This is a genomic window from Achromobacter sp. ACM05, from assembly GCF_019218915.1.
GTDB classification, from domain to species: domain Bacteria; phylum Pseudomonadota; class Gammaproteobacteria; order Burkholderiales; family Burkholderiaceae_B; genus Achromobacter; species Achromobacter animicus.
Window position 1 is genome coordinate 1,759,208 of the sequence record NZ_JAHUWQ010000001.1, and the last position, 17,632, is coordinate 1,776,839.

General features: G+C 66.2%; 19 protein-coding genes. 13 read left to right on the forward strand and 6 right to left on the reverse strand.

Going from position 1 to position 17,632, the window contains the following annotated elements; genetic code table 11:
* Positions 1-4: 4 nt before the first annotated feature.
* The 3 genes from phnD to KW836_RS07995 all read right to left on the reverse strand — a co-directional run bounded on the left by phnD (position 5) and on the right by KW836_RS07995 (position 2,805).
* Positions 5-1,003 carry a phosphate/phosphite/phosphonate ABC transporter substrate-binding protein gene (gene phnD, locus KW836_RS07985; RefSeq protein WP_056558855.1) on the reverse strand — a complete coding sequence of 333 codons (999 nt, stop codon included), beginning with the start codon at positions 1,001-1,003 and terminating at the stop codon, positions 5-7.
* 147 nt (positions 1,004-1,150) lie between these two features.
* The gene (locus KW836_RS07990) at positions 1,151-1,966 is read right to left on the reverse strand and encodes an IclR family transcriptional regulator (RefSeq protein ID WP_105240545.1); all 816 of its coding nucleotides are present in this window, start codon (positions 1,964-1,966) and stop codon (positions 1,151-1,153) included.
* Positions 1,967-1,986: 20 nt separating this feature from the next.
* Positions 1,987-2,805 (reverse strand): HAD-IIB family hydrolase, encoded by an 819-nt coding sequence (locus KW836_RS07995; protein ID WP_175122562.1) that lies wholly within the window; start codon positions 2,803-2,805, stop codon positions 1,987-1,989.
* A 148-nt stretch (positions 2,806-2,953) separates the two neighbouring features.
* Here KW836_RS07995 and ribBA point away from each other — a divergent pair, with 148 nt between their 5' ends.
* The 6 genes from ribBA (at position 2,954) to KW836_RS08025 (ending at position 7,448) form a co-directional block, all read left to right on the forward strand.
* A complete protein-coding gene (gene ribBA / locus KW836_RS08000; protein WP_175137536.1) occupies positions 2,954-4,129 on the forward strand; it encodes a bifunctional 3,4-dihydroxy-2-butanone-4-phosphate synthase/GTP cyclohydrolase II in 1,176 nt (391 codons plus the stop codon).
* Positions 4,130-4,139: 10 nt separating this feature from the next.
* Positions 4,140-4,670, forward strand: a complete 531-nt coding sequence (gene ribH / locus KW836_RS08005; RefSeq protein ID WP_175122564.1) for a 6,7-dimethyl-8-ribityllumazine synthase — start codon at positions 4,140-4,142, stop codon at positions 4,668-4,670.
* Positions 4,639-5,148 carry a transcription antitermination factor NusB gene (gene nusB / locus KW836_RS08010; RefSeq protein WP_175122565.1) on the forward strand — a complete coding sequence of 170 codons (510 nt, stop codon included), beginning with the start codon at positions 4,639-4,641 and terminating at the stop codon, positions 5,146-5,148. The genes ribH and nusB overlap by 32 nt, the downstream gene beginning before the upstream one ends.
* A 201-nt stretch (positions 5,149-5,349) precedes the next feature.
* Positions 5,350-6,315, forward strand: a complete 966-nt coding sequence (thiL, locus tag KW836_RS08015) for a thiamine-phosphate kinase (RefSeq protein ID WP_218342908.1) — start codon at positions 5,350-5,352, stop codon at positions 6,313-6,315.
* Positions 6,316-6,378: 63 nt separating this feature from the next.
* Complete coding sequence (locus KW836_RS08020; protein ID WP_056558833.1) at positions 6,379-6,885, forward strand: phosphatidylglycerophosphatase A; 507 nt, start codon at positions 6,379-6,381, stop codon at positions 6,883-6,885.
* On the forward strand, positions 6,882-7,448 hold the full coding sequence (locus KW836_RS08025; RefSeq protein WP_218342909.1) for a CinA family protein: 567 nt from the start codon (positions 6,882-6,884) through the stop codon (positions 7,446-7,448). The genes KW836_RS08020 and KW836_RS08025 overlap by 4 nt, the downstream gene beginning before the upstream one ends.
* Positions 7,449-7,583: 135 nt before the next feature.
* On the opposite strand, the gene pyrF is transcribed toward KW836_RS08025, so the two are convergent.
* From pyrF to KW836_RS08040, 3 genes are read right to left on the reverse strand one after another with little or no spacing between them, the layout of a single operon-like run.
* Positions 7,584-8,402, reverse strand: a complete 819-nt coding sequence (gene pyrF / locus KW836_RS08030) for an orotidine-5'-phosphate decarboxylase (protein ID WP_175122568.1) — start codon at positions 8,400-8,402, stop codon at positions 7,584-7,586.
* A gap of 5 nt (positions 8,403-8,407) precedes the next feature.
* On the reverse strand, positions 8,408-9,727 hold the full coding sequence (locus tag KW836_RS08035; RefSeq protein WP_175137539.1) for an NAD(P)/FAD-dependent oxidoreductase: 1,320 nt from the start codon (positions 9,725-9,727) through the stop codon (positions 8,408-8,410).
* Positions 9,728-9,776: 49 nt separating this feature from the next.
* Positions 9,777-10,175, reverse strand: coding sequence for a diacylglycerol kinase (locus tag KW836_RS08040; protein ID WP_056325453.1), 399 nt, complete (start codon positions 10,173-10,175; stop codon positions 9,777-9,779).
* A 173-nt stretch (positions 10,176-10,348) separates the two neighbouring features.
* Here KW836_RS08040 and KW836_RS08045 point away from each other — a divergent pair, with 173 nt between their 5' ends.
* The 7 genes from KW836_RS08045 to KW836_RS08075 all read left to right on the forward strand — a co-directional run bounded on the left by KW836_RS08045 (position 10,349) and on the right by KW836_RS08075 (position 17,632).
* On the forward strand, positions 10,349-11,062 hold the full coding sequence (locus KW836_RS08045) for a FadR/GntR family transcriptional regulator (RefSeq protein WP_175122570.1): 714 nt from the start codon (positions 10,349-10,351) through the stop codon (positions 11,060-11,062).
* 139 nt (positions 11,063-11,201) lie between these two features.
* Positions 11,202-12,176 (forward strand): sialic acid TRAP transporter substrate-binding protein SiaP, encoded by a 975-nt coding sequence (locus KW836_RS08050; protein ID WP_175122571.1) that lies wholly within the window; start codon positions 11,202-11,204, stop codon positions 12,174-12,176.
* A gap of 130 nt (positions 12,177-12,306) precedes the next feature.
* On the forward strand, positions 12,307-12,933 hold the full coding sequence (locus KW836_RS08055) for a TRAP transporter small permease (protein ID WP_175122572.1): 627 nt from the start codon (positions 12,307-12,309) through the stop codon (positions 12,931-12,933).
* A gap of 64 nt (positions 12,934-12,997) precedes the next feature.
* The gene (locus tag KW836_RS08060; RefSeq protein WP_175122573.1) at positions 12,998-14,407 is read left to right on the forward strand and encodes a TRAP transporter large permease; all 1,410 of its coding nucleotides are present in this window, start codon (positions 12,998-13,000) and stop codon (positions 14,405-14,407) included.
* Positions 14,408-14,419: 12 nt separating this feature from the next.
* Entirely contained in the window at positions 14,420-15,166 is a 747-nt protein-coding gene (locus KW836_RS08065; RefSeq protein WP_175122574.1) for an SDR family oxidoreductase, read from the forward strand.
* Positions 15,167-15,197: 31 nt separating this feature from the next.
* Positions 15,198-16,064: a fumarylacetoacetate hydrolase family protein gene (locus KW836_RS08070; protein WP_218342910.1), complete on the forward strand. Its 867-nt coding sequence runs from the start codon at positions 15,198-15,200 to the stop codon at positions 16,062-16,064.
* A 32-nt stretch (positions 16,065-16,096) separates the two neighbouring features.
* Complete coding sequence (locus KW836_RS08075; RefSeq protein ID WP_175137541.1) at positions 16,097-17,632, forward strand: UxaA family hydrolase; 1,536 nt, start codon at positions 16,097-16,099, stop codon at positions 17,630-17,632.

Consider the following 17,632-nt stretch of genomic DNA (forward strand, 5'->3'; position numbering starts at 1 on the left):
TGGATTACTTCTTGCTCTTTGCGGATTCGCGGTCGTAGGCCGCGCGGTTGAAGCTTTCGCCACCGGATTCAGCGACCTGGCGGACGATGGCCCAGTCCTTCTCGTACGTCACCGGGTAGAAGCGGTCGGCGTTGTCGAAGGCCTTGGACATTTCCGGCGGGAAGCGGTAGTCGTAGAAGCACTTGAGCATCTGGTCGCGGAACTTCGGTTCCAGGTCATGCGCGTAGGCGAACGACGAGGTCGGGAATTTTTCGCTGGTGTAGATGATGCGGAAATCGGCTTCCTTGACCTGGCCGCGTTCGACCATGCGCTTGAAGACGTCCGATGCCACGGCGGCGGCGTCGTAGTCGCCGGAGTTCACGCCCATGACGGACTGGTCGTGCTTGCCGGAGAAGATGACCTTGTAGTCCTTGTCGGGCGTCAGGCCTTCCTTCGGGAACAGGGCGACGGGCGCCATGTGGCCGGAGTTCGACGAGGGCGCGGTGTGCGCGAGCTTCTTGCCCTTCAGGTCGGTCAGCTTCTGGTAGGGGCTGTCCTTCTTGACGATGACGATCAGGTTGTAGCCCTGGAAGCCGTCGGCATAGCCCTTCACGGCAAACGGCACGGCGCCGGCGATATTCACGGCAAAGGCGGTGGGACCGGTCGAGAAGCCGCCGACGTGCAGGCGGCCCGAGCGCATGGCTTCGATTTCAGCCGCGTTGCTCTGCACCTGATAGAACACGACGCGCTTGCCCGTGCATTCGGACAGGTGCTTGGTGAAGGGCTTGAAGATGTCTTCGTACACGGCCGGATCTTCGACCGGCGTGTAGGTGAACACCAGCGTGGAAGGCGTCTTGAGCTTGGACGCGTCGGTGGGGGTGTCGGCCACCAGGTCCTTGTTCGAGTCGCAATACATCTGGTCGAGATCGCCGCGGTTCGAGCAGGTGTCGGCGGCCTGGGCGGCGGAAGCTCCAAAAGCGAATGCGGCCAGCGCGGCCGCCTGCATAAGACGCAAGGCTTGCATCGTGTGTCTCCTCGTGTAGGTATGAATTGAATCTTTGCTGAATTCAAACACACAACGGGGGACGGCACACTCGGGAAAGTCCCTGCCTTTCTTTTCGTCTTTTGTTCGTTTTGTTCGCTTTGTGTTCGTTATTGCGCGAAAACGCGCTCAGCCGCGAAAGCCCAGCTTGCGGGAGATTTCCTGGGCGCAGGCGATAAGCGGACGCGCGATCGCGCCGTCCCACGACACGTCGAACAGACCGGTGGGACCCAGGCTGGTCAGCGCCAGCACGATGCTGCCCGTGTTGTCGAACACCGGCACCGACAGCGCGTCCACGCCCGGCAGCGGATTGCCCAGCGCGCGCGCCATGCCGTGCACGCGGATGTCGGCCAGTTGCGCCTCGATGTTGGCGCGGGAGGCCTTGCGTGGTGGCGGCACGCTGGCGATGACGGCGGTGTCGCCTTCTTCGCGCGCAATGTAGTGCTCGCTGACCTTGGGCGGCAGCCACGCCGCAAACACCAGGCCGGTGGCGGTGTGCAGCATGGACATCACGGTGCCCTTGCGCATGTTCACGTGGACCGGATAGCTGGCTTCGGTCATGTGGATCATGGTGGGGCCGTGCGAGCCCAGCACCGCGATGCCCAGCGTGTGGCCGATGTCGGACTGCAGCTTGGCGATTTCCGGCATGGCGACGCGCACCGGGTCCAGGCGCTGCAGGCTGACCAACCCCATCTGCAGGGCGAAGGGACCCAGCTCGTACTGGCCGGTGACGGCGTCCTGCTGCACCAGTCCGACGCGGATGAAGCTCACGAGGTACGGGTGCGCCTTGGCGGACGTCATGCCCGCGCCGGCCGCCAGGTCGCGTAGCGTCAGGGGCTTGCCCGCGTCGACCAGCGCGGCCAGGAGCGGCACGCCGACCTCGATGGACTGGATGCTGCGGCGGCCGTCGTTGGCGGCGGGCGCCGCGGTCTTGGAAGTTGCCACGGTGTGCTGACCTTAAGCCGTTAGGCCGGCTGGACTTGGGAGGACTGACGGGCGGCAAGCAGCCGGTCGGCCATTTCGACGAAGCCGCCGCCGCCATGAAAGGCGGCGACAAAGGCGGGGCGGTGCGTCAGGCGGTGCAGCTGGGCCTGGATGTTGGCCACGCCGACCGAGATCGGGAAGTAGGCGAACATCGGCTCGTCGTTGGGCGAATCGCCAATGAACAGCGTGCTGTCCAGGGCGCCGGCCACGTCCATGCCGAACTCGCGCTGGAACATGGTGCGCGTCATGGTGAGCTTGTCGTAGTCGCCAAACCAGCCGTTGACGTGGATGGAGCTGACCTTGGCCTGCGCGCCGGCGTCCTGGAAGATCTGGACGATGCGGCTGATGGCGGCGTCGGGCAGGGCGGGTACGTCTTCGCAGAAATCGATGGCCAGGTCCGCCACGCGGTAGTCCTGGTCGCTGGCGACGGCGCTGCCCGGCACCTCGGCCAGTACGCGGTCGCGGATGGCGTCCAGCCGCTTGCGGCTTTCCTGGCGCGAGGCGGCGTCGGTCCAGTAATGCGTGGTCATGCGGCGGGCCTGGCGGTCGTAGGCGTAATAGAACGCGCCGTTCTCGCCGACCACGGCGCGCACCGGCCACATGCGGGCGATGTGGTCGCACCAGCCGGCCGGGCGGCCGGTGATCGGCACGACCTGGATGCCGGCCTGTTCCAGGCGTTCAAGTGCGGCGTACGCGTCGGCCGGCAGGCGGCCTTCGGTGGTCAGCGTGTCGTCGATGTCGGTCAAGACGACGCGGACGGCTGCCGCGACGTTCAAAGGCATGGCCGCAAGGGCTTGCATGAGGTTTTTCCTTCGTTTTTCTGGGGGATCTCCGGGCGAAAGTTTAACCGGATGCCCCTGTCCGGACGGGGCGGCAAGACGCCAATAGGGGTTCGGCCCGCGAGGGCGGTAAAATCCGGGCTTTCCCGCCTGGTTTACGTGTCACGCCATGTCCGTCCAGTTGTCCTCCTTGTCCGGCTCCGAGCCGGAATCCTTCGGCATCGCTTCGGTTGCCGAGATCATCGCCGAGCTGCGCGCCGGCCGCATCGTCATTCTGGTTGATGAAGAAGACCGCGAAAACGAGGGCGACCTCGTCATGGCCGCCGAATTCGTCACGCCCGAAGCCATCAACTTCATGGTTACCCACGGCCGCGGCCTGGTGTGCCTGACGCTGACCGAAGAACGCTGCCGCCAGCTTGAGCTGCCGATGATGGCCGCTCGCAACGGCACCCGTTACGGCACCAATTTCACGCAGTCCATCGAAGCCGCCGAAGGCGTCGAGACCGGCATTTCGGCCGCCGACCGCGCCCGCACCATCCAGGTGGCCGTGGCGCGCGACGCCAAGCCGGCCGATCTGGTCCAGCCCGGCCACATCTTCCCGGTGCGCGCCGTGCCCGGCGGCGTGCTGGTGCGCGCCGGCCACACCGAGGCCGGCTGCGACCTGACCGCCATGGCGGGCCTGACGCCCGCCGCCGTCATCTGCGAAATCCTCAAACCCGATGGCACGATGGCCCGCCTGCCGGACCTGGTGGAATTCGCCCGCCAGCATGACCTGAAGATCGGCACCATCGCCGACCTGATCCAGTACCGCAGCGAGCACGAGTCCATCGTCAAGCGCGTGGGCAAGCGCACCATGCAGACGGCCTGGGGCACGTTCGAGGCCGTGGCCTACGAAGACGCGGCCACCGGCTCCGCCCATTTGGCGTTGGTGCATGGTAATGTGACTCCCGACGCCGAGACGCTGGTGCGCGTGCACGAGCCCGCGTCCGTGCTGGATGTGCTGGATACCGGCGCCAGCCCGCATAGCTGGGGCGTGGCCCAGGCGCTCGAGGCCATCGCCGCCGCCCCGGCCGGCGTGCTGGTGCTGATGAACTGCCAGTCTTCCACGGAACATCTGTTTGGCCAGATTGCAGGTTGGAACGACCCGAAGGCGCAGGCCAATCCTGCGAACGCCGACCGCTTCGGTCTGCGCACCTACGGGATCGGCGCCCAGATTCTGCGCGACCTGAACGTGGGGCAAATGAGGCTCCTGGCCCGGCCGCGCAAGATGCCCAGCATGGCGGGCTTCTCGCTCACCATTACGGGTTACGATTGCGACCCGCAGAACACTCCCGCAACACACTGAAGGCCGACACATGAACCCTTACATCCTTACCCCCGACCTGAACGGCGAAGGGCTGCACATCGGCATCGTACGCGCCCGCTTCAATGAAGAAATCGGCCAGGCCGAACTCGAAGCGTGCCTGAAGGAACTGGCCGAACTGGGCGTGGACGAGCGCGACGTCATGGTCGCCACCGTGCCCGGCGCCCTGGAACTGGGCGTGGCCCTGTCCCACATGGCCGAAACGTTCGAGTTCGACGCCCTGATCGCGCTGGGCGCGGTCATCCGCGGCGAAACCTATCACTTTGAAGTGGTCAGCAATGAAATGGCCACGGCAATCACCCGTATCTCCCTCGAAACCGGCGTCCCCGTCGCGAACGGCGTGCTGACCGTCGACACCGACGAGCAGGCGCAGGCCCGCGCCGCCGGCAAGGGCCGCGACTGCGCCCAGGTGGCCGTCGAAATGGCCAATCTGGTGGCAGCGCTGGAACCCGAGGAAGAAGACGAAGACGAAGACGACGAGGACGAAGATTTTGACGACGAAGAAGACGACGACCAGCGCTGATAGCGCGGCGCAGGCCCGCGCCAACGCGCGCAGCGCGCGCCGCCGTGCGCGCGAATTTGCGCTGCAGGGCGTGTACGCGTGGCTGCTGCGCGGCGGCGAAGGCACGCAGGACGCCGGCGAGATCGACGCCCATCTGCGCGACACCGAGGACTTCTCCGAGGCCGACGCGCAGTGGTTCAAGACCTTGCTGCACGGCGTGCTGCGCGAGGCGCCCACCCTGCGCGAACGCTTCACGCCCTACGTCGACCGCCCGCTGGCCGAGTTGTCGCCCGTTGAGCATGGCATCCTGCTGATCGGCAGCTTCGAACTGATCCATCACGTCGAAGTCCCGTACAAGGTCGCCATCAACGAGGCCGTGGAACTGGCCAAGTCGTTTGGCGGCACCGACGGCTTCAAGTTCGTCAACGGCGTGCTGGATAAGCTTGCCGCCGACGTTCGCGCGCACGAAGTCCAGGCCGCGGCGCAACAACGCCGATAGGGGGCGGAGTCCCCCCCGCAGCGCTTCGCGCTTCCAAGGAGGGCCCACCCCCGCAGCGCTTCGCGCTTCCCCCTCGGCGGGCCCCCCTCAAGGGGGCGCCGCTGCGGACCGGCGGAGCCCGGATCCGCGCGGCCCCGATCTGGGCCGCGCGGCGGCCATGCAGACAATGGCGACCATCGGGCGCCGCATAGTGGAGGCGCGGTGGCGTCTGAATTTGATCTGATTGCGCGCTACTTCACGCGTGCCGCGCCGGTCGGTTTGCTGGGCGTTGGCGACGACTGCGCGTTGTTTCCTGTCCCTCCCGGTGAACAGGTGGCCACCAGCACGGATCTGCTGCTGGAAGGCCGGCATTTCTTTCCTGATGTTGATCCCAAAGCGCTGGGCCATAAGGCTCTGGCGGTGAATCTGTCTGATCTCGCCGCCATGGGCGCTCGTCCGATCGGCTGCGTGCTGGGTCTGGCGTTGCCCCATTTGCGTGAGCCGTGGCTGGCGGCGTTTGCCGAGGGCTTTCATGCGTTGGCGGCGGCCCATGGCTGCCCGCTGATTGGCGGCGACACCACGCGCAGCGCGCACGATCTGGCAATCAGCGTGACGGTGTTCGGCTCGGTTCCTGCCGGACAGGCGTTGCGCCGCGACGGGGCGCAGGCGGGCGATGACATCTGGGTGTCTGGGGAACTGGGCGCGGCCGACGTGGCCTACCGGCTGCTGGACGGGCAGTACCCGGCCGACGCCACACTGCTGGCCGCCACGCGCGCCGCGCTGGAGTGGCCCGAGCCGCAAGTGGCGCTGGGCCTTGCGCTGCGCGGTCTAGCGAACGCAGCTATCGACCTGTCCGACGGCCTGTTGCAGGATTTGGGGCACATTCTGACCGCCAGCCGAGTCGGCGCCCGCCTGCAATTCGCGGATGTGCCGATGGCGCCCGCGCTGGCCGTTCTGGATGCCGCACCGCTGCAACGCGCGCTGCTGGGAGGTGGCGACGTCTATCAACTGTGTTTCACCGCGCCAGCGTCTCGGCGCGAAGCCGTGCTGGCGGCCGCCGCGTCTGCCGGCTCCCGGGTGACCCGCGTGGGCGAGATTTTGCCGCAGCCCGGCATGGCCGTCGTAGATGCGCACGGCCAGCCGCTGGCGGACCTGCCCGCCGGTTTCGATCACTTTCCCGCGGACTGATCCGCGGCCTCCTGTCGTTCTGACCCAACTCCCATGTCTTCCACTGATAAGCACTCCACCTCCATGCGCGATCGCAGCCGGGCCGCGTACCCGGCCGTGTCCTGGGTCTGCCGTGATCCCGGCCGGCTGATCGCGTTCGGCTTTGGCAGCGGACTGATCCGGCCTGCCTCCGGGACGTGGGGCACGCTGCTTGCTTGGGGCATCTGGGTGGCGGCGGCGCCTGCGGCGTCGGACCTGGCAATCGGCGTGTTCCTGGCCCTGGCATTTCTGTACGGATGCTGGGCCTGCCATCGCGTCGGCCGAGAACTCCAGCAGCCGGATCATGTCGGAATGGTCTGGGATGAGATGGTGGCGTTCTGGCTGGTGCTGTGGCTGACGCCGGCCGGTTGGTTGTCGCAGGCGCTGGCGTTCGTGCTGTTCCGCACGTTCGACATCGTCAAGCCGCCACCCATCAAGTTCTTCGACGCCCATATCAAGGGCGGCTTCGGAGTCATGTGGGACGATATCGTGGCTGCCGGCTACGCCTTGCTGGTGATGGCGCTGGTGGCCCGCACAGGAGTCTTGGGATGAACGATCAGCTTGAAGGCGCGCGGACCAATCTGTCGGCCGCGCAGTTGTCGGAAGCGACGATACTCGGCCTGTCCGAACGATTGGGCGACGTGCTGCGGCAGCAGGGGTGGATGCTGGGCACCGCCGAATCCTGCACCGGCGGCCTGTTGGCCGGCGCTATTACCGCGGTGGCCGGTTCCAGCGAATGGTTCGAGCGCGGCTTCGTCACTTACAGCAACGACGCCAAGGTTACCGAACTGGAGGTGTCGCCTGAAACGCTGCATCACTTTGGCGCGGTCAGCGAACCCATCGCGCTGGAAATGGCCAACGGCGTGCTGCTGGCCGTGCCCAATGCGCACATTGCCATGTCGACCACCGGCATCGCCGGACCGGGCGGCGCCACGCCGGGCAAACCGGTGGGCATGGTGTGCTTCGGCTTTGCCATGCGGGTGGGCGACGGCATCAGCAGCCGCGCGGTGACGCATGTGTTCCAGGGCGACCGGGGGCAGGTGCGCCAGGCGGCGGTGGAGTTCGCGCTGCGGGCGGTGCTGGAATTTGCCGGCGTGCCGATCAACCGGCGCTGATATCCCGCGCCAGTTTTACCGGCGCAGAATCCTGGCGCTAAAAAGCCAGCGCAGAAATTCCCGGCGCTGAAATGAAAAAAGCCGCTGCACCGTGCGCTTACGCACCGTGCAGCGGCTTTTGCCGCTTCTGGCGAATCAGCGGACCGCGTTGATCGCGTCGCGCAGGCCCTTGGCGGCTTCAGCGGAGGCCTCGCGCCAATCGTCGCCGCCGCTGGCGTAGATGATGGCGCGCGACGAGTTGATCATCATGCCGTTGCGCGCCGCGTTGGCGCCGGCGTTCACCGTGGCGGTGATGTCACCGCCCTGTGCGCCGATGCCCGGCACCAGCAGGGGCAGGGCGTCGCCGATGCGCTGACGCACGGCGGCCAGTTCATTCGGGAACGTCGCGCCCACCACCAGGCCGCATTGTCCGTTGGCATTCCATTTGTCGGCCACCAGGCCCGCGACGTGCAGGTACAGCGGCTCGCCATTGTCCATCTTCAGGAATTGCAGGTCCGAGCCGCCGGGATTGGACGTGCGGCACAGCACGATCACACCGCGATCGCGCCACGCCAGGTAGGGTTCCACCGAGTCCAGGCCCATGTACGGGCTGACGGTCAGCGCGTGCGCCTGGTAGCGCTCGTAGGCTTCGCGGGCGTAGTTTTCCGCGGTGGAGCCGATGTCGCCGCGCTTGGCGTCCAGCACGATGGGCAGGTCGGGGTGCTTGTCGCGGATGTGCTGGCACAGCGCTTCGAGCTGATCTTCGGCGCGGTGCGCGGCAAAGTACGCGATCTGCGGCTTGAAGCTGCAGGCATACGGCGCGGTGGCGTCGACGATGTCGCGGCAGAACTGGAAGATGGCGTCCGGCTTGTCCTGCAATTCGCGCGGAAAGCGCTGCGGGTCGGGATCCAGCCCGACTTGCAGGAGCGAGTTGCTGGTGGTCCAGGCGTGTTCGAGTTTTTGCAGGAAATTCATGGGATTCAGTGCAGTTTGACCCGCGGGCGCGTACGCCGCATCAGCAGGCGGGCCAGGGCGAGGGAGACGGTACGCGAGGCGCCCAGCACCGCGCGGTGGTGCATCAGGTGCAGGCTCATGTACATCAGGCGCGCCAGTGTACCGCTTACGAACAGTCCCCGTCCGGCCAGCTTGCCCATCAGGCTGCCCACGCCGGCGTCCTGGCCCAGCGACACCAGCGACCCGTGATCCTGGTAGACGTAAGGCTCGGTGGGCTCGGGGTTGTTGCGCAGCCGGGCCGTCAGTTTCTTGGCTAGGTAGTCGGCCTGCTGGTGCGCGGCCTGCGCGCGGGCCGGCACGGTGCGGCCGTCGCGCCAGGGCGCCGCGCAGCAATCGCCCAGCGCCACGATGTGCGGGTCGGGCGTTTCGAGCCGCTCGTTGACTTCGATCTGCCCCAGCTTGTTCAGCGGCAGTCCCAGGTCGGCCAAGAGCGCCGGACCCTTGATGCCCGCGGCCCACATGCACAATTGCGCCGGAAATTCGCGGCCGTCGGCCGTGCGCACGGTGTTGTCCGTTACCTCGGACACCCGGCAGGAGGTCTCGACGCGAATGCCCAGTTCGGTCAGGCGTTTGGTCGCCGCGACCGAAATCTTTTCGGGCAGCGCGGACAGGATGCGCGGCGCGCCTTCGACCAGCGTGATCGCCAGATCGCGATCCGCGCGGAAGTTCGGCAGGCCATAGGCGCTGACGACGTGGCTGGCTTCGGTCAGTTCCACCGCCAGTTCCACGCCGGTGGCGCCGCCGCCGACGATCACCAGGTCCAGGCGCGCGGACGGATTGCGCACCTTGGCCTGGTCCACCAGCGCCATGGCCTTGAGCATGGTCAGGCGGAATTGCTCGGCGTTTTCGGTGGTGTCCAGCGTGACCGCATGTTCAGCCGCGCCGGGCGTGTTGAAGAAGTTGGACGTGCTGCCCAGCGCCAGCACCAGCGTGTCGTACGCCAGTTCGCGGCGCGGCAGGACTTCCTGGCCTTGCGCGTCGTTGACGGCGTCCACCGTGATCAACCGGCGTTCGCGGTCGATGCTTTCAAGGCGGCCCTGGGTGAACGAGAAGCCGTCCAGGTGAGCCAGCATCAGGTACGAAAGGCCTTCCTGGTGGATGTCCAGCGTGCCCGCCGCCGCTTCATGCAGCGAAGGCTTCCAGATATGGAAGGGGCGGCTGTCGACCAGGGTGATGTGTTCGCGGCCGTGTGTACGGCCCAGTTTGGCGGCCAGTTCGAGGCCGCCTGCGCCACCGCCGACGATGACGATGCGCTTGGAGGGTGCTGACGTCGATTGAGGCATCATGGCTCCCAGTATAAATAGAGTCGCATCCCCGTCGCGGTGCGAACCCGTGTCAATGCATGACGAAACGGCTGATGGCCACCCCCACCCAGACCGTTCCGGCGAATATAAGCAGCAGCATCACCGCCGCGCTGCCCAGGTCCTTGGCCCGCCCCAGAAGGGGATGGCGTTCGACGGACAGCGCATCGGCAAGCGCTTCGATGGCGGAATTGAGCAGTTCCGCCGCCAGCACCATGACCACCACGCCCACCAGGAAGAACACTTCGACCGTGGTGCGGCCCAGAAAGAACGCCGCCGGAATCATCAGCACGGCCAGGGCCAGTTCCTGCCGGAAGGCCGCCTCGTATTTGACGGCCGCCTTCAGGCCCTGCCAGGAATAGCGCAGCGCATTGAGGATGCGGCGCGCGCCGCCGGTGCTCTTGAAGGGCGAGTGTTGCGGATCGTGGGTCATGGAATCGGAAGAAAGCCGTGGTGGCGGCTTTTTAACAGATAAGGGTTGCCCGCGTGGCACACCGCGTGCCTATGGGCAAACCCTAATTGTGACCCAACGGCAGCAGGCGCAGGATTCTGGTCAATTGGTAAGGCCACTTTACCGTTTCGTCCTGTCATCGAGCTGTCTTCCTCATGCCGATTCAGACCATCGAACCTCGCCGCCTGTATCGCCAGATCGCCGATCAGCTTCGCCTGCTGATCGAGGCCGGCGAGTTTCCGGCCGGTGCACGGCTGCCGCCCGAGCGCGACCTGGCGTTGAAGCTGGGCGTGTCGCGGCCGTCGGTGCGCGAGGCGCTGATCGCGCTTGAGGTCGAAGGCTGGGTGGAAGTGCGCATGGGTTCGGGCGTGTACGTGCAAAGCCCGGGCGTCGCACCGCGCGCCAGCCTCACCGCCGAAAGCCCCCTTGAAACCATCCGCGCCCGGCGCACCATCGAAAGCGAACTGGCCGCGCAGGCCGCACTGAATCCGGTGCCCGCGCTGGTGGAGGGCCTGCGCGAAGCCGTCGACGCCATGGAAGACGAGGCACGGGCCGGCAGCGTGCCCATCCGCGGCGACCGGCTGTTTCACCTGCGCGTGGCCGAGATGGCCAACAACGCCGTGCTGGTGCGCGTCGTGGGCGAACTCTTCGACGAACGCCACAACCCGCTTTCCGTGAAGCTGGGCGATTACTTCGAGAATTCCGACAGCTGGGCCGTCGCCATCACCGAACACCGCCGCGTCATCGACGCCATTGCGGCCGGTGACGAACAGGGCGCGCGGGCCGCCATGCGTGACCATCTTTCCTGCTCGTACGACCGCCTGATGGCCAGCTGGCCCGGCGCGGCCGAAGCGTTGCGCGCTGAATAGCAATGGCTGCCGGCGCCCTGTATGGGCGCCGATGGCAGATCGCAGTCGCAGTACGAAGGTGCAGCTCCAGTAGGTGAACTCCATATGTAAAACATGACGCGTGGCCGTCGAGCCCGCCACCTCAAAGAGAGGAGACAACATGAAGCCGAGCAACGCTATCAAAGTGCTGTTTGCCGCCGTCGCGCTAGCCGTCAGCGGCTCTGCACTGGCGCAGACCAAACTGAAGTGGGCGCACGTGTACGAGACTTCCGAACCGTTCCATACCTCGTCGGTGTGGGCCGCCCAGGAAATCGAGAAGCGCACCAACGGCCGCTATCACATCGATGTCTATCCGGCCTCGCAACTGGGCAAGGAAAACGACATCAACCAGGGCCTGACGCTCGGCACGGTGGATATGATCATTTCCGGGTCCAGCTTCGCGGCCAAGAGTTTTCCGCGCATCGGCGTCACCTACTATCCCTACACGTTCCGCAGCCCCGAGCACCTGATCGCCTACACCAAGAGCGACATCTACAAAGAGCTCACGCGCGGCTACGACGAAAAGAGCGGCAACCACATCGTCGCGACCACGTATTACGGCACGCGCCAGACGACGTCCAACAAGCCGTTCACCAAGTGCAGCGAGATGAAGGGCCTGAAGATCCGCGTGCCGGACGTGGCCGCGTACCTGGCGATGCCGCGTGCCTGTGGCGCCAACACCGCGCCCATTGCGTTTGCCGAGGTTTACCTGGCCCTGCAGAACGGCACGGTCGAGGCGCAGGAAAATCCCCTGACCACGATCGAGGCCAAGAAGTTCTACGAGGTGCAGAAGAACATCATCCTCACGGGCCACATCGTCGATCACCTGAACACGGTCATCTCCGGCAAGCTCTGGAAGAGCCTGTCGGACGAGGACAAGAAGATCTTTGCGGAAGTCGCGCAGCAGGCAGCGGAAAAGGCGTCGGCCGAAGTGGCGGCGTCCGAGAAGAAGATGGTCGACGTGTTCAAGCAGCGTGGTCTGACGGTGGCCGAGGTCAATATCGACGACTTCCGCAATACCGTGCTGGAGAAGGTGCCGTTCAAGCAGTACGGCTACGAGAAGTCGGACTGGGAAAAAATCCAGGCGGTGAAGTGAACCACGGCGGGCGGGCCGTTGCCACGGCCCGCTGCGCCTGAATGCAGCGCCTGAATGCATCGCCTGACCGCATCGCTTCCGGCAATCGCCTGACGCGACAGCTTGACCGATCCCGCACGAGGGGAATTCCATGCACTCCAACGCGAAGGCCGCGCCGATGGCGGCCGTCAGCCATCCGCCGGAACAGCCGCCCGGCCCGCATCACGTCTCCTCGGTGGACGAGATCGTCCAGAGTTTCGAGGAAGCCGATCATCACGAAGTCAGCCTGGCCGGCTACCAGCCGGAAGACTGGATCTGTCTGGCGATGTTCTGGGCGATGGCGCTCTTGGTCTTCCTGCAGTTCTTTTCGCGCTACGTGCTGAACGATTCGTACGCCTGGACCGAGGAGCTGGCGGTGTACTGCCTGATCGGCGTGGTGTTCCTGGGATCGGCGATGTGCGTGCGCGCGTGCCGCCACATCCAGGTGGACTTTCTTTACCGCTACCTGCCCAAGCCCGCCGGCCGTGTGCTGTCCACGCTGATCGACATCCTGCGCACGGCCTTTTTTGGCTATGCAGTGTGGCTGACGTACCGCTACATCGTGCTGGTGGGCGACGAGCCCATGACCACGCTGTTCTGGAACAAGGCCTTCGTGTACTGGGTGGCGCTGGCCGGGTTCGCCATGATGTTCCTGCGATCGTTGCAGGTGTCTTGGCAGAACTGGCGGCAGGGCTATTCGATCCTGGAGAATCCCGCGGCCTATGAGTCGTTGGATTGAATCGCTGCACTGAATCGCTGGACAGAACCTCCCCCAATCCGCAGTGCCTTGCCAGGAGCGACACATGGGCACCCTGATAGGAAGCTTTCTGCTGTTGATGATCATGGGGCTGCCGGTGGCGGTCTCGATGGCGGGCGCATCCCTGCTGTTCATCCTGATCTCCGGCAGCGTGCCGGACGTCGTCATTGCCCAACGCATGATCGCGGGCGTCGAGTCGTTTCCGCTGCTGGCCGTGCCGTTCTTCATCCTGGCCGGCAACCTGATGAACATCGCCGGCATCACGGGCCGCATCTACAACTTCGCGGTGGCGCTGGTCGGCTGGATGCGTGGCGGGCTGGGGCAGGTGAACATCATCGGCTCGGTGGTGTTTGCGGGCATGTCGGGCACCGCCATCGCCGACGCCGCGGGCCTGGGCACCATCGAGATCAAGGCCATGAAGGACCACGGCTACCAGACCGAGTTCGCGGTCGGGGTGACGGCCGCGTCGGCCACGCTGGGTCCCATCATTCCGCCGTCGCTGCCGTTCGTCATCTACGGCATGATGGCCAACGTGTCGATCGGGTCGCTGTTTCTGGCAGGCCTGATCCCCGGCCTGGTGCTCACCATCCTGATGATGCTCACCGTCGCCTACTACGCGCGCCGCAACAACTGGGGCGGCGACGTGGCGTTCAACTGGAAGCGGCTGGGCGGCGCGGGGCTGGAAGTGCTGATCGTGCTGGCGTTTCCGCTGTCGATCTGGCTGATGACGCTGGCGGGCGTGTCGCCCAACATCGCCACCGGCATCTCGTTCGCAGCCCTGCTGCTGCTGGACTGGAAGTTCAACTTCTCGGCGGTCATGGCGCTGATGGCGCCGGTGATCCTGATCGGCGGCATGACGCTGGGCTGGTTCACGCCCACGGAAGCCGCGGTGGCCGCCGTGATCTGGGCGCTCTTCCTGGGGCTGGTGCGCTATCGCTCCATGACGTTCAAGACGCTGGCCAAGGCCTCGTTCGACACCATCGAGACCACCGCGTCCGTTCTGTTCATCGTGACGGCCGCGTCGGTGTTTGCATGGCTGCTGACCACCACGCAGGCGGCGCAGGCGCTGACGGACGCGATCCTGAGCGTGACGCAGAACAAGTGGGTGTTCCTGCTGATGGCGAACATCCTGATCCTGATCGTCGGGTGCTTCATCGACACCATTGCGGCCATCACCATCCTTGTGCCGATCCTGCTGCCCATCGTGCTGAAGCTGGGCATCGACCCGATCCACTTCGGGCTCATCATGACGCTGAACCTGATGATCGGCCTGCTGCATCCGCCCATGGGCATGGTGCTGTTCGTGCTGGCGCGGGTGGCCAAGCTGTCGGTCGAGCGCACCACGATGGCCATCCTGCCGTGGCTGGTGCCGCTGTTCGTGGCCCTGATCGCCATCACCTACGTCCCCCAGATCACCCTGTGGCTGCCCACCGCGATGGGCATGGCCGGCAAATAAGGAACCGCGAACATGTCAGGAAGACTGCAAGGCAAGACCGCCATCGTCACCGCCGCCGGGCAGGGTATTGGGCGCGCCGTGGCAATGGCCTACGCGAATGAGGGCGCCGACGTGCTGGCCGTGGACCTGAACGGGGCCGCGCTGGAAACCCTGTCCGGCTGCCGCACGCAGGTGCTGGACGTGACCGATGCGCGCGCGGTGCGCGCGCTGGCGCAGGACGCGGGGGCGGTCGATGTGCTGTTCAATGGCGCGGGCTTCGTGCACGCCGGCACCATCCTGGACTGCGACGAAGACGCCTGGGATTTTTCGTTCAACCTGAATGTGCGCTCGATGTATCTGCTGATCCGCGCCTGCCTGCCGGCGATGCTGGCGCGTGGCTCGGGGTCCATCGTCAACATGGCGTCGGTGGCCGGCAGCATCAAGGGCGCGCCCAACCGCTGCGCCTACGGCGCCACCAAGGCAGCCGTCATCGGCCTGACCAAGGCGGTCGCCGCCGACTACGTGGGCCAAGGCATCCGCTGCAACGCGATCTGCCCGGGCACGGTCGAGTCGCCGTCCCTGCGCCAGCGCATCGACGCGCAGGCGCTGGCCAGCGGCCAGCCTGTCGCGGCGGTCGAGGCCGCCTTCACCGCGCGCCAGCCGATGGGCCGCATCGGCCGTGCCGAAGAGATCGCCGCGCTGGCGGTGTATCTTGCCAGCGACGAATCCGCCTTCACCACCGGCACCGCGCAAGTGATCGACGGCGGCTGGTCCAACTGACTTCTCTTTTTCCAGCAACAAGGAAACCGCTATGAAACTGATGCGATATGGCGCCAAGGGCGCAGAAAAGCCCGCGCTGATCGACGCCCAGGGCCAGGTCCGCGACCTGTCGTCCGTCATTGCCGACATCACCGCCCAGACGCTCGTGCCCGCCAAGCTGGCGGAACTGCGCGCGCTGGATCCGGCATCGCTGCCGCTGGTGTCGCAACCGGGCCGCGTGGCGCCGCCGTGGAGCGGCATGGGCAAGTTCATCTGCATCGGCCTGAACTACGCGGACCACGCCGCCGAGTCCGGACTGCCGGTGCCGGCTGAGCCCGTCATCTTCATGAAGACGACGTCGGCCGTGGTGGGCTGCAACGATGCGGTCGTGCTGCCGCAGGATTCGGTCAAGACCGACTGGGAGGTCGAGCTGGGTGTGGTGATCGGCGAGAAGGCCCGCTATGTCAGCGAGGCCGACGCCATGAAGCACGTGGCCGGCTACTGCGTGGTCAACGACGTGTCCGAGCGCGAATACCAGATCGAACGCGGCGGCACCTGGGACAAGGGCAAGGGCTGCGACACGTTCGGCCCCATCGGCCCGTGGTTGGCGACGGCCGATGAAATCCCGAATCCGCAGGACCTGGAGATGTGGCTGGAGGTCAACGGCAAGCGCTACCAGAACGGCAGTACCCGCACCATGGTGTTCGGCGTCGCGCAGCTGGTGTCGTACGTCAGCCGCTTCATGACGCTGTATCCCGGAGACCTCATCAGCACCGGCACGCCGCCCGGCGTGGGCATGGGCCAGAAGCCTGCGCCCGTCTACCTGAAGGCGGGCGACGAGATGAAACTGGGCATCGCCGGCCTGGGTGAACAGCGCCAGCGCGTCCACGCCTGGGATCCCGCCCTGATCGACGGCTGATCCGCTTCGCCCTCTTGCCTTCCGGAGTCCTCATGTCGCAGACCGATACCGCAGTCATACGCATCCACCCGGCGGACAACGTGGTGATCGCCCGGCGCCAGCTAGTCAGCGGCACGCGGCTGGAAGGCGAGGGCGTGACGGTCGTGGGGCTGGTGCCGCCCGGCCACAAGGTGGCGGTGCGCGCCATCGCGGCCGGCGAGCCGGTGCGCCGCTACAACCAGATCATCGGCGTGGCGCGGCAGGACATCGCGCCCGGCCAGCACGTCCACACGCAGAACCTGGAGTTCTCGGATTTCGAGCGTGACTACGCGGTCGGGCAGGATGCGCATCCGACGGACTTTGTGGACGCGCCGGCCATGTTTGACGGCATCGTGCGCGCGGACGGCCGCATCGCCACCCGCAACTACATCGGCATCCTGACCAGCGTGAACTGTTCGGCCACGGTGGCCCGCGCCATCGCCGACCACTTCCGCCGCGACATCCGGCCCGAGGCGTTGGCCGCCTGTCCGAACGTGGACGGCGTCGTGGCGCTGACGCACGGCGCGGGCTGTGCCACCGGCAGCGACGGCGAACCGCTGCGCGTGCTGCGGCGCACGCTGGGCGGCTACGCGCGGCATGCCAATTTTGGCGGGCTGATGGTCGTGGGGCTGGGCTGCGAGACCAACCAGATCGGCGGGCTGATGGAGCAGGAGCACCTGCGCGAAAGCGGCATGCTGCATACGTTCAACATCCAGGATACGGGTGGCACGCGCAAGACGGTGGCGCGCGGGATCGAACTGGTCGAACGCATGCTGGAGCAGGCCAACCGTGTCGAGCGCCAGGCCGTGCCCGCCAGCCATTTGACCGTGGGCCTGCAATGCGGCGGGTCGGACGGCTATTCGGGCATCAGCGCCAACCCGGCGCTGGGTGCGGCGGTGGACCTGCTGGTGCGCCACGGCGGCACGGCGATCCTGTCCGAGACGCCCGAGATCTACGGTGGCGAACACCTGTTGACGCGCCGGGCGCAGACCCCCGCCGTGGCGGACAAGCTGCTGGCGCGCGTGCGATGGTGGGAAGACTACTGCGCCCGCAACGACGCCGAGATGGACAACAACCCCTCGGCCGGCAACAAGGCGGGCGGCCTGACCACCATCCTGGAAAAATCGCTGGGCGCCATCGCCAAGAGCGGCACGACCAACCTCACTGACGTCTATGAATACGCCGAGCCCGTGCACACCCGCGGACTGGTTTTCATGGACACCCCAGGCTACGACCCGGTCTCGGCCACCGGCCAGGTGGCCGGTGGCGCCAACCTGATCTGCTTCACGACCGGCCGCGGGTCCGCCTATGGCTGCGCGCCCGCACCATCGCTCAAGCTGTCCACCAACACGGCGCTGTGGCAGCGCCAGGCCGACGACATCGACATCAACTGCGGCGAAGTGGTCGACGGCGCGCAAAGCGTGGCGCAGATGGGCGAGCGAATTTTTCAGCTCATGCTGCAGACGGCGTCGGGCCGTCGCACCCGCAGCGAGACGCATGGCTACGGGCAAAACGAATTCGTTCCGTGGCAACTTGGCGCGGTGATGTAG